General features: G+C 51.9%; 13 protein-coding genes. All 13 read right to left on the bottom strand.

Annotation, left to right across the window (positions count from 1 at the left end):
• Positions 1-33 precede the first annotated feature (33 nt).
• The 13 genes from glyS to AC3RCL_RS08990 all read right to left on the bottom strand — a co-directional run bounded on the left by glyS (position 34) and on the right by AC3RCL_RS08990 (position 12,268).
• The gene (gene glyS / locus AC3RCL_RS09050; RefSeq protein WP_492535225.1) at positions 34-2,109 is read right to left on the bottom strand and encodes a glycine--tRNA ligase subunit beta; all 2,076 of its coding nucleotides are present in this window, start codon (positions 2,107-2,109) and stop codon (positions 34-36) included.
• Positions 2,102-2,989, bottom strand: coding sequence for a glycine--tRNA ligase subunit alpha (gene glyQ / locus AC3RCL_RS09045; RefSeq protein ID WP_015734204.1), 888 nt, complete (start codon positions 2,987-2,989; stop codon positions 2,102-2,104). The genes glyS and glyQ overlap by 8 nt, the downstream gene beginning before the upstream one ends.
• Positions 2,990-3,359: 370 nt before the next feature.
• Positions 3,360-4,115, bottom strand: a complete 756-nt coding sequence (gene recO / locus AC3RCL_RS09040) for a DNA repair protein RecO (RefSeq protein ID WP_015734203.1) — start codon at positions 4,113-4,115, stop codon at positions 3,360-3,362.
• 36 nt (positions 4,116-4,151) lie between these two features.
• Positions 4,152-4,292: a YqzL family protein gene (locus tag AC3RCL_RS09035; protein ID WP_090911830.1), complete on the bottom strand. Its 141-nt coding sequence runs from the start codon at positions 4,290-4,292 to the stop codon at positions 4,152-4,154.
• A gap of 138 nt (positions 4,293-4,430) precedes the next feature.
• Positions 4,431-5,333, bottom strand: a complete 903-nt coding sequence (era, locus tag AC3RCL_RS09030; RefSeq protein ID WP_015734202.1) for a GTPase Era — start codon at positions 5,331-5,333, stop codon at positions 4,431-4,433.
• A 75-nt stretch (positions 5,334-5,408) separates the two neighbouring features.
• The gene (gene cdd / locus AC3RCL_RS09025; protein ID WP_009590810.1) at positions 5,409-5,816 is read right to left on the bottom strand and encodes a cytidine deaminase; all 408 of its coding nucleotides are present in this window, start codon (positions 5,814-5,816) and stop codon (positions 5,409-5,411) included.
• A 21-nt stretch (positions 5,817-5,837) separates the two neighbouring features.
• Positions 5,838-6,221: a diacylglycerol kinase family protein gene (locus tag AC3RCL_RS09020; protein WP_492535224.1), complete on the bottom strand. Its 384-nt coding sequence runs from the start codon at positions 6,219-6,221 to the stop codon at positions 5,838-5,840.
• Positions 6,221-6,718, bottom strand: coding sequence for an rRNA maturation RNase YbeY (gene ybeY, locus AC3RCL_RS09015; RefSeq protein WP_009590805.1), 498 nt, complete (start codon positions 6,716-6,718; stop codon positions 6,221-6,223). Before ybeY ends, AC3RCL_RS09020 begins: the two co-directional genes overlap by 1 nt.
• Positions 6,719-6,721: 3 nt before the next feature.
• Positions 6,722-9,022, bottom strand: coding sequence for an HD family phosphohydrolase (locus AC3RCL_RS09010; protein WP_492535223.1), 2,301 nt, complete (start codon positions 9,020-9,022; stop codon positions 6,722-6,724).
• 14 nt (positions 9,023-9,036) lie between these two features.
• Positions 9,037-10,008, bottom strand: coding sequence for a PhoH family protein (locus AC3RCL_RS09005; protein ID WP_009590792.1), 972 nt, complete (start codon positions 10,006-10,008; stop codon positions 9,037-9,039).
• A gap of 6 nt (positions 10,009-10,014) precedes the next feature.
• The gene (gene yqfD / locus AC3RCL_RS09000) at positions 10,015-11,208 is read right to left on the bottom strand and encodes a sporulation protein YqfD (protein WP_492535222.1); all 1,194 of its coding nucleotides are present in this window, start codon (positions 11,206-11,208) and stop codon (positions 10,015-10,017) included.
• On the bottom strand, positions 11,205-11,498 hold the full coding sequence (gene yqfC, locus AC3RCL_RS08995; protein ID WP_009590797.1) for a sporulation protein YqfC: 294 nt from the start codon (positions 11,496-11,498) through the stop codon (positions 11,205-11,207). The genes yqfD and yqfC overlap by 4 nt, the downstream gene beginning before the upstream one ends.
• Before the next feature lie 194 nt (positions 11,499-11,692).
• Positions 11,693-12,268, bottom strand: a complete 576-nt coding sequence (locus AC3RCL_RS08990) for a YqfB family membrane protein (RefSeq protein WP_492535221.1) — start codon at positions 12,266-12,268, stop codon at positions 11,693-11,695.
• Positions 12,269-12,279: the final 11 nt, after the last annotated feature.

The following is a 12,279-nucleotide window of genomic DNA, read 5'->3' as shown; positions in this document are numbered from 1 at the left end:
CATTATACCATTTGCAAAATCATGCTGTCACTACTACCACACCAATTTCGTGAAATCGGCATACCGCTTCAAGTCACCGTCGATGCCGGAGAGCAGCGCGAGGCGATTGGCCCGAACCGCTTCGTCTTCAGCCATCACCATGACCGAATCAAAGAACCCGGTAATCGGCTCCCTTAGTCCACTCAGCAAGGACAATGAACGTTCGCCGTCCGCTGCCTGCAGCGCGGCATGGTAATCTGCGCGAATCGCGTTCCAAGCTTCATAAAGCTTGTTTTCTTCCGATTCCGTGAACAGTTCGGCGTTGACAGCGGCCTTGCCCGCCTTGGCAGCCAAATTGCTGACCCGGTTGAAGGACTCTACCGTCGTTTTGAAATCCTGGACGCTCTCCACGGCATTCATCAGCGCATGGCCGCGGGATACGACGGACACCACATGATCGAATCCGGCCGTAATGACCGCATCCACCACATCATAACGCTGGTCTTCGGACAACAGCTTCTTCACGCGAAGCCCGAAGAACTCCTTAAGGTCTTTGCGGATCTCGTCCGTCGATCGCTTCAATACGCGAATGTTCTCGTGAACCTCGAGCGCCACGCCGAACACGTCGGATAAAGTCACCGGAAGTTTGTGCTCCAAGATGATCTGAACGATGCCCGCAGCCTGACGCCGGAGTGCGTAAGGATCCTGGGAGCCAGTCGGAATAATGCCGATGGAGAAACATCCCACGATGGTGTCGATTTTATCGGCGATGCTTACGATGGAACCCACCATTGTGGAAGGCACCGAATCACCGGCAAAGCGAGGCTGGTAATGCTCAAACACCGCTTTGGCCACATGCTCCTTCTCACCGGCTTTTCTTGCGTAATCCTCTCCCATGACCCCCTGCAATTCAGGGAACTCATAGACCATCTGCGTCACCAGATCGAATTTGCAAATATCGGCCGCACGGCTTACGGAATCCGCTGCGTCTGCAGAAACGTTAAGCTTCGCGGACAACTGATCCGAAATCCGTCGGATTCTGCGGACTTTATCGCCGATCGTCCCCAGCTCTTCATGGAAAACGATGCTCTCCAGCTTCGACAGGGCATCCTTGATCTGAAGCTTCTGGTCTTCCTCATAGAAAAATTTTGCATCCGATAACCGGGCCCGCAGCACCTTCTCGTTTCCTCTCGCAATCACGTCGAGGGAGCGGCTGTCCCCGCTGCGAACCGTTACGAAATACGGAAGCAATTGTCCCTGCTTATCCAGCACCGGGAAATACCGCTGATGCTCACGCATGGACGTAATCAATACTTCCTGCGGAATATGAAGGAATGAGGAGTCGAACGATCCGTACAGCACGGTTGGAGTCTCAACCAGGAACAATACCTCTTCTAGCAGGTCATCCTTGATCGCGATATTCCAGTCCTTCTCCTGGGCCAGCGCCTGGATTTGCGAAACGATCATCTCCTGGCGCTCATTCACATCGACGATAACATGCTGTTCGCGAAGTACGTCGCGGTAAGCAGATGCTTCCGGAATTACGGCTTCTCCGCCAAGGAAACGATGCCCGCGAGTTACGTTACCGGCCTTCACGCCCGTAATTTCCAGATCTACCGTCTCGCTGCCCAGCATCGCGACCATCCACTTAATCGGACGGACGAATTTGAATTCGTGCGCTCCCCAGCGCATGTTTTTCGGGAATGTCATCGAAGTCAGTATTCCAAGCAACCCTTCGGACAGGATGGACTTCGTATCCACGCCGACGCTATTCTTCGTCACGTAAATATACTCGACTCCGCCGAGCTCCTTAAACATAAAGCTCTCGGGATCAACGCCCTGGCTTTTGGCAAAACCAAGAGCCGCCTTGCTCCACTGCCCGCTGTCATCAAGAGCGATCTTGCGGGAAGGCCCTTTCACTTCCTCGCTGACGTCCTCTTGCTTATCCGCAACGTTCTGAACCCATACCGCCAAGCGGCGCGGGGTAGCAAATGCCGTGACTTCGCCATGCGCGATTCTGGAAGCATCCAGCCATTTGACCAACTTGTCCTGAAGCTGCTCCATCGCGGCGCGCAGAAATCTCGCCGGCACTTCTTCCAGACCGATTTCAAACAATAAATCCTTAGACATGCTCTGCGCCCCCTTTCTTAATCAGCGGGAAGCCCAGCTTCTCGCGCTCCTCCAAATACGTGGCAGCTACCTGACGAGCCAGGTTGCGCACGCGCATGATGTATCCCGTTCTCTCCGTTACGCTGATCGCGCCTCTGGCATCCAGAAGGTTGAACGTGTGCGAGCATTTCAGAACATAGTCATAAGCGGGGAACACCAGATGCTGGTTCATCGCTTTATTCGCTTCTTCCTCGTACATGTTAAACAGCGTAAACAGCATCTTCACGTCGGACACTTCAAAGGTATACTTCGAATGCTCGAATTCCGGCTGATGGAACACGTCTCCGTAGGTAATGCCGTCTACCCACTCCAGATCGAACACGTTCTCTTTATCCTGGATGTAGGATGCAAGGCGCTCCATGCCGTAGGTAATCTCCACAGCCACCGGATTGGCGTCAATGCCGCCAACCTGCTGGAAATACGTAAACTGCGTGATCTCCATACCATCGAGCCATACTTCCCAGCCCAAGCCCCATGCACCGAGCGTTGGCGCTTCCCAGTTGTCCTCGACAAAACGGATGTCATGATCAAGCGGATTGATGCCAAGACGCTTCAGGCTTTCCAAATACAGCTCCTGGATATTGTCAGGCGAAGGTTTGAGAATGACCTGGAATTGGTGATGCTGATACAAACGGTTCGGGTTCTCCCCATAGCGGCCGTCGGCCGGGCGACGGGAAGGCTCAACATAAGCCACGTTCCACGGCTCAGGTCCGATCGAACGCAAATACGTCATCGGGTTCATGGTACCGGCGCCTTTTTCCGTGTCGTACGGCTGCACGATGATGCAATTCTGTTCCGCCCAAAATTGCTGCAGCGTCAAAATCATCTGCTGGAAATTCATGATTTTAGCTCCTTTGTTTTCTTTTTCGAATCCAATCCATCATGCTAACATTTCTCTGTACAACAAAAAGCTCTCGTCCTACGCCTGTTGTACAGACATAGGGACGAGAGCTGTAGCTTCCCGCGGTTCCACCCTACTTGGCCTTGCTTTTGCCGCCGAGTGATCTGACGATCTCCAGCGATAAGCAAAACCCACTTTATCGTTTCACCATGCTCCCGGGTGCCCTGTTCATGAATATCTCCCGCCAGGCTTCCACCGCCCCCGGCTCGCTATCATTGGATCGATTATTCACTACTTTCCCGTTCAATGCATGTCAGTATTCAAAAAACTAATAAACTGATAAATATAATACCTCATTCCATACCTTACGTCAAATGTTGTACTTGTCCATTTGATCCAAAAAGTTTTGCGATTTCAAACGCAGCCCCAGCTGCATATCCATCAACGCTCGCATAACTTTTTTGAGCTCGGCCTTCGTTTCGTCCTTTACGTCTACATTGCCCAGCCGCCTCAGGTCCAGGCGTCCAAACAGGCGCAGCAGCTTCAACGTTCTGGTTGAGATGGCCATCGCCGGCGGATCCAGATGTTTGCAGTAACGGCACAGCACGCCGCCAAGGCGGGGGCTCACCAGCATATCTTCGTCTTTTCTGGATTGATTGCATGAAATGCAAACATCCAGCTCCGGCCCGTACCCTGCCGCCTGCAAAATTTTCATCTCATACAGATTGATGATAATTTGGGGATCCTTATCCTCCTGAAGGGCTTCCAGGCAGGCCTTGAGCTGATGAAACCAAAAAGCGCCCGTCTCCTCATCCTGCAGCACCCGATCCAAGAGCTCGCAGGCATAAGAAGCATAGGCGGCTTTTACAAGGTCCTCCCTGAGCCCGTGGTGAGATTCCATAATCTCGCCGGCGTTCAAGTTGCCAAGCCCGGTACCATTCCGGAAGAACACATATTCTCCATAAGTAAACAGCTGCGTCAGAGCAGCATGACGGCTTTTCACCTTCTTTGCTCCTCTGACCAGCACGCCTACCTTGCCCGATTCTTTGGTGCAAAGTGTAATGATTTTGTTCCCTTCACCGTAGTCCATGCTGCGGATGACAATCCCTTCCGCCCGATATAGCATGCGCTTTCCCCCAACCATTCCTGGAACAACCAATGATTACTCGTCTTCTTCATGCGGGGCCGCCTCATCTTCAACGGATGCAGCTGCAAGGACCGATTCACCCTCGGCTTCCTTATACAGCAAATACGCATCGACATCTCCAGTCATCGCAAAATACTTCCACGAAAAATCTCGCATTCGTATTCATCCTCTCTTCGGAAATGACGTCTGCATCATCTACGAAAATTAGGATGTGCCTCTAGAGCAGATTTATGAAATGCAATTGTTGGCAGGCGGCTGCCGCGTATGATTTTCCTCGAATCTGCACCGGCTTCATTATTCCCCGCGGTGAAATCCGAGATCGCGAAGAACGCGTTCTTGATTGCGCCAATCTTTTTTTACTTTAACCCAGAGCTCCAAGAAAATCTTGGACCCCAGCAGCCTTTGAATATCCTGGCGGGCCTGTCTGCCGACTTCTTTAAGCAGCGCCCCCTGCTTGCCGATAATGATGCCCTTCTGGGAATCGCGCTCTACGAAAATAACGGCGGAAATATAGACAGTTCCGTTCTCTTCGACCCGCATATCCTCGATGGTGACTGCGATGGAATGGGGCACTTCCTCCCTGGTCATGTGCAAAATTTTCTCGCGAATCAGCTCGGCGCATACGAATTGCTCCGGATGATCCGTCACTTGGTCCTCAGGATAGTACTGCGGGCCTGGCGGCAAATACTTCTGGATCTGCTCGAGCAGCGTATTTACATTGCTGCCGAGCTTTGCGGAAATCGGGACGATCTCTGCAAAATCATGCAGCTTCCGATATTGCTCGATCAGAGGCAGCAGAGCGGGCGGCTCAATCTTGTCGATTTTGTTCATCACCAGGATGATCGGCGTCTTGATCTTCTGCAGCTGCTCGGCGATATACCGGTCTCCCCCGCCGATGCCCTCGGACGCGTCAACCAGGAACAAAGCCGCTTCAACCTCACCCAATGTGCTCAAAGCGGTCTGGTTCATATAATCTCCGAGCTTGGACTGACGCTTATGGATGCCCGGCGTATCCAGAAAGACCACTTGGGAATCCGGGGTCGTATACACGCCATGGATTTTGTTTCTTGTCGTTTGCGGCTTGTCCGACATGATGGCGATTTTCTGGCCGATCACTTGGTTCATTAGCGTTGATTTGCCTACGTTCGGTCTACCGATAATTGCCACAAAACCGGATTTAAATTGTTTTTTTTGCATACCATGCCTCCGTTACGGTTCCGTATCTACGTGTTGTGTTATAATACATGATTCCATACCATATGATTTGCAGTCTTACTGCTTGTTTAAATCCCATGGACCGAACGCCCCCGGCAGCAGTTCGCTGACGGTCGTCTCCTTGATGTCGCCCTTCATGTTGCCCATAATGACCTTCATATCCGGCTTGCACAGCTCCACCAGCACTTGCCGGCATACCCCGCACGGCGTGCACGGGCCGTCCGTATCCGCAACGATGGCAATCGCTTGGAAGCTCCCCGCTTCATGACCGTCGGCAATCGCCCGGAACAATGCCGTGCGCTCCGCGCAATTGGTCGGTCCGTACGCGGCATTCTCCACGTTGCAGCCCAAATGCACCTGTCCGCGCGAATCCAGCAGGGCCGCTCCCACGCCGAATTTCGAATAAGGTATGTACGCCCGCGTGCGCGCCTTAATCGCTTCTTGCATCAACAAACCTGCATCCATATCTAGTTCCTCCTATATCGTTCAGCTTGTTAAAGATTGTATCCATTCCCATACCGGTTCATAGAAGACCAGAATGCCGATCACGACGGCAAACGCCGCTGCAACGAATGCTGCACCGGCTGCCGTATCCTTAGCCACCCGGGCTAGCTCATGTTCGTCTGGCGAGATCAAATCGATGATGGCCTCCACCGCAGTATTCACCAGCTCCGCGATGAATACAAGGGAAACCGCCAATAGCAAAAATAACCAGCGGATTCGATCCAATTGCAGCAAAGCTGCTGCGATGAACACGATCAAGGCAGCAGCAATGTGGATTTTCATATTGCGTTCCGTTTGTACAGCCGTCAAGATGCCTTTTATAGCGCACCTAAAAGCCCTGTATAACGATTGTCTGTGCGGCTTCACTATCTTGTCAATCCTACTTCGGCAAGTACGGCTTCCTGTTTGCCCATCATTTCGGCTTCGCTTGCCTCATCCTGATGGTCATATCCGAGCAAGTGAAGAAATCCGTGAACAAACAGAAACCCCAGCTCACGCTCCAGGGAGTGACCGTATTCTTCGCTTTGCAGCTTCGCCCGAGGGACCGAAATAATGATATCGCCCAGTACATCCGGCACGCTCTCAAGCTCTTCTCCCTCTTCCAGCTCATAAATGATCTCGAGCTCATCGTTCGTTATTTCATTCATTGCAAAGGAGAGCACGTCGGTCGGACGATCGATTCCCCGGTACTCCCGGTTCAATTCATGGATCCCTTCATCATCGACAAAGGTCAGATCAACCTCGCCATCGGTTACGCCTTCAGCCTCTCCGGCCTTCTGCAGAATCGCTTCAAGCAGGGCGATCAATTCCTCGCTAATCTGAAAATCCTCTTGTTCATTATTCCATGCCAGCTGCAGGCTCATTCTTTATACGCTCCTTCTCTGTTCCTCACTCGTTGCGGACGTCTCCGAAGCAGTCGACGCTTCGCCGTTCGGCCCGGACAGCTTGGGACGCTTCACATCCTCCGGATATTCGATCCGCGAATGGAAAATCCCCATTACCGTCTCCTTTAACGTCTTGGCGATGATGTCCAGTTCCTTCATCGTTAAATCGCAATCATTAAACTGATGGTCATCCAGACGCCCCTTGATAATCTTCTCGATCATCGATTCGACCTGTTCGACCGTTGGCTTACGCAATGATCGGACCGCCGCTTCCACGCTGTCGGCGATGCCGACAATCGCGGACTCCTTGGATTGGGCCTTCGGTCCCGGATAGCGGAAATCATCCTCCGTGAAATCCGGCTCGACGCCCTGCTCTTCCGCCTGGCGAACCGCCTTATGATAGAAATAGTGTAAAAACGTGGTGCCATGATGCTGCTCCGCAATATCCCTTATCGGTTTGGGCAGCTTGTACTCCTTGAGCATCTCCACGCCATCCCTTGCATGCGCTACGATAATGGATTTGCTCAGCTTCGGTTCTATGGAATCATGCGGATTCTCCATATTGTTCTGGTTCTCGATGAAATAGATCGGGCGCTTGGTTTTTCCGATATCGTGATAATATGAACCGACGCGGCACAGCAGTCCGTTGGCGCCAATCGCTTCCGCAGCAGCTTCGGATAAGTTACCGACCATGACGCTGTGATGGTATGTCCCCGGCGTCTCCGTCAGCAATTTACGGAGCAGCGGATGGTTCGGATTCGACAATTCAACGAGCTTCAGCGCCGAGAGAATGCCGAAGGTGACTTCAAAGAACGGCATGAGCCCGATAACCAGGATCGCCGTTAACAGTCCGCCCGCGATGGCAAAACCGATCGAATACAGCGTTTCCGTTGTAGTCCACGTGTCGTTATTGAGCAGCAGCATAATGAACACGATCAAGGCGCCGAAGAGAGAAGCCATGATGCCGCCCTTCAGCATCGTCGACCGCTGGCTCGCGCGGTGAATCGAGAAGATCGCCACGCAGGAAGTCACGGCCGCGAATAACCCGAACTTGAAGTCGAACAGTTCCCCTTGAACGTTCAATATGACGCTTGCCATGATGCTGAAGATAATGACGCTGAAATAGGCAAGCGAGGTTTCCAGCAGCAGGGTAACCAGAATCGCGCCGATCGCGACAGGCGCCAAATACCCCACGTACATCTGGGAATCGCTTTGCAGAAATGCGGTCAAATGCATGGTGATCAGCGTGATGACGTACACCAGGACCAGCATCAGCAGCTGCGAGTTGTTGTATTTGAATTTGCCCGGCTCCGACTGACGGATGAACATCAGTATGCCGAGGGACAGCAAAACGGACAGGAGCAAAACGCCAAGCTCCGGCCAATAGTTGATGTCGTCCTTCAGCAGCCCGTTCTTGCCGAGCAGCTCGTACAGCTCCGGCGTGATGAGCTGGCCCTTTGCCACAAGGATGTCCCCTTGTTTGATAAAGACGGGCGGGGTGTTCTCGCGAGCTTCAACCTTCGCATTCTTCGTGGCAACCTCGTCATAGAACTTGTTGGCCGTAATCGTTAAACTCGCCAGTTCCTGAACGACTTCCCTGGCGGTCCGATCATTCAACGAGCTGGTGTTCACTCGTTCCGCCACGCGGGTGCGGGCCGTGTCGGCATCCACGATCTCGTTCAGCATCAGCCTGGAGACGATCTCGCGGGCTACGGGCTTCATCTGGATAATATCTTCCGAATTCAACCGCGGTATCTTAATGAACGTTTCCTCGGGAATCCGATAGGTCTGTTCTTCGATGACCCGCTGCATTTCCTGAAGCAGCTCTTTGGAGTAGGCTTCATTCGTGCTGTTGGCCGACACGAAATTTTGCACGAATTCTCTGGCCATCCGCGGAATTTCTTTGCGATAAATTTCCACCTTTTCGGCGGAGCTGATATCCACGTCCTGGTTCAAACGTTCAATACGGTCAAGGATCTGCGTAACCAGAACATCGTTCCGCAGCGGGACGAGAGGGTAAATCGGCTGGACGTTCTCCGCCGCCGCCTCCTGTGCCTTCAGCGTCGCCTTGCTGTCCTCGATTTGAACGGGCGCCACGATATTCTTTTCGCTTTTCGTATTGACCTGGATGTCATAGCGTTCCGGCAAAAGCTTGGATGCTAGACTGATATAAAAGAGCAAAGCAAGCAGCAGAAACAGAATATAGCGTGTTGCCACGCTATATTTCCATCCGCTGTTTTTACTCCATATGGACTTGTCCGTCGATGGTTCTTTGGAGGCCATTGCGACAATCCCCTTTAATCTTGGTTTTCTGCTGCTTTATCATAAGCGACGATGATTTTTTGTACTAAGGAATGACGTACAACATCCTGTTCGGCGAAATAGACGAATCCGACTTCCTCAATTCCGCTTAATATCGTTTTAGCTTCGATAAGTCCTGATTTTTTCCCCCGCGGCAGGTCAATCTGGGTCACGTCCCCTGTAATGACCATCTTCGAACCGAATCCGAGCCGTGTCAGAAACATCTTCATCTGTTCCGGCGTGGTATTCTGTGCTTCATCCAAAATAATAAACGAGTCGTCCAGCGTCCGTCCGCGCATGTACGCGAGCGGCGCGATTTCGATCAACCCGCGCTCCAACGCCTTGGCCGTTTGATCCGGGCCCATAACGTCGTATAAGGCATCATACAAAGGTCTCAGATAAGGGTCAACCTTCTCTTGCAGGTCTCCAGGCAGGAAGCCCAGGCTCTCTCCGGCCTCCACCGCGGGCCTTGTCAGAATGATCCTTTTGACGGATCCTTCCTTCAGCGCGGCTACAGCCAGAACGACGGCCAAATAGGTCTTCCCTGTTCCGGCAGGACCGATGCCGAATACGATGTCCCGCTTCTTGATGGTGGTCACATAGTGCTTCTGACCGATGGTTTTTACTCGAATAGGCTTACCTTTGAAAGTTGTCGTAATCTCGCCCTTGTACAGATCCAGCAGCTGATCGGCTCTCAGATCCTTGGCAAGTTCTACAGCATAAAGAATATCACGCTCGGTCAAAATGTAGCCGTTGCGCACAAGCTGGAGCAGCACTTCAAACAGTTGCTGAAGACTCTCCACATTTCGATGTTGTCCGCGAATCGTGATGACGGCTTCCCGTGAATCGATCGTCGCAGGAATCTCTTTTTCGATTAATTTTAGAAATGTATCTTGTGGTCCGAATAAGGACAGACCTTCTGACGCGCTTTGAAGTAAAATTTGAATGCTGGTCGTTTGCTGTGACAAATAGCCTCATTCTCCTTGATCGTATACTATGGGAAGTTCTTTCGCGATGGTCTCTTCCACCTCAAAAAGCACTTTCATATAAACTTTACCATTCTCTTTCTTATCATGCAAAATTTTTTGGCTTACGAATCTTGAATCGGTCCCATATTTCGCCAAAATATCCCGGCGTGCCCCCTCGATTCCCTCTTTTTTGGCTTCATCCTCGGTAATGGTCCGCTGGACCTCGGTGACCTCCATGATTTTTTCCGTCATCCAGCCGAGCGGCAGCACGCGCGTCCTCCAAGTCAGCGGATCATAGAAGGTCAGGGTCTCCTGCTGCGAATACGGGATTTCCCCGTAGCCCCACAACTGAACGGCACGATCCCCGAACACGATATAGGAGCGCTTCTTTCCTTCGCCCGTATAGACCTTATGCGTTTTTACCAACGGAATTTCGATATCGTATTCATGCCATACCAGGCCCCTCACTTCACCCTTGGCTACGACTCTCTCCGAATTCTCCTCATCCCCAAGAATCCCGGAGATCAGAATGTCGCCCTTCTTCACCCGGCTGTTGATCCCTACTTTAGGAACCCCCTTCTCTGCGTACATTTGAGTAATTACCGCGTCCTGGGTACTGATCAGATGCCTTGGGCTCTGGAGAGGCGGTTTCTCCGGCACGGCTGCCTCGACGATCTGAATGCGTATGCGCGTCCCGTTGCGTTCCACCCCTACCCAAGAGGTCCCCGGAAGACGGACGGTCATATTGCCCGACAGCTTGTCCATCGATTGCAGCTTAAATATCCATTGAAACGGATAAATTCCCTCCTGTTTGGCCGCATCCAGCACATCTTCCGACGCGATCGTCTCATTCCCCTCGACTTCCACGTTCCATACCATGGACGAAAGCGTCAGCAGAATCATAAAAAACGCGACGACGCCGATAACAAAAGCTTTTCGTTTCAACAGACGTCGTGCTTGAAAAGGATATCCAAAACGCTCCTTGATGCGCGTACGGCAGCCTGTCCGTTTTAACAGCGGACGTAGCCCTTTGAAATCTTTCAGCAGCAGCTTAAACTCTGCTGAATGCGCCCCTGTCGGTGTTACGTCCCAAACCGGGGTCCCGGCCTCCGCCAATGAATTGATGAATGCTTCCACATGCTCACCGCGAACGGCGAGCTTCAAATACCCTCGAAGATGGATCATCGTCGGAATCTTCACGGTTTCTCCCCCAATCCTATGTATTGAATATTATGAATGGTGCCAATGATGGTCACTTCGTGGCTTTGAATGGCCTGAATCGCAAGCCCGGTCCCGGAAATCTCCAAAGAACCCTGCGTTAATGACAACACAAGTCGTTCCTCGGAAAAATGCCGGACTCCGCGATGGTTTTCGATATGCAGCTCTTTATTGCCAATCAGGGTCAACCGCGGTAAATCAAATAACAGGTCCTGTGGCAAATCAAGCATTTCTTGAGTCCATTTCTGCAGCTTGCGGCTGATGCGGGACATATGGAGACTTTCCCCCTTCCTGTACTGTACACCTTATGCCCCAGGCAGCCGTTTTATGAGATGAAAAGTAAAAAGACCGCCCCGTCAAAAATCTGACGAGGCGGTCTCCCGCTTCTTTGAATCTATTAACTGCAGCTAATTTCGTAAAACTCACCCAATCTTAGTTTCTGAAAACCCTCAAAAGCGTCCAAAGATTACCGACGAGAGTTCATGGAGCGTTTGGCACGCGGGGGTCCCAAAATTTCGGCCCAAACAATGCCGTTTCGAGCCTGTTCTGCAAGATTCGATCGACTGCTCCTAGTCTGTTCACGATTTTCATCTTGGCTTTCGACAACAGTTTCAGGTAATGCGATGGTCATCCGATTCAAATTAGAGTGAATCCGGGTTAAGTCCTTCTCCATCATCTCGATTCTATGATCTATGCTGTCAGGGTGGAACCTCATCTCTTCCTCACGTCTCGCTCGATCAATCTCTTGATGTTCAAGAGAGTATCCGTTCCCGGTATCCGTTTCTTCTTCATCCAACCGCTCGATCCGGGTGCTTTCCTGAACAGGCGGACGGGAGACTTGTGGAGCCGTCTGTACCCGTCTTGCTTCAGGCCGCTGTGACCGCTGCTGCCCCGGTCTTGCAGGACGGTCCCCTTCGCCGCCGAAGGATGGCATACGAGGGTTTTTCCCCTCCTCGGGGTTCTTTCCCCTTCTTCCGAGGGCGGAGATAATGAAGAAGCCTATAACAGCTACAATGTAAAAATTTTCGATTAACCAGCTCACTATAGGCTCAC

This window comes from Paenibacillus sp. MT86 (assembly GCF_058792535.1).
Note: the sequence above shows the minus strand (reverse complement) of the source record. Positions and strands in the feature narration are given on the sequence as shown.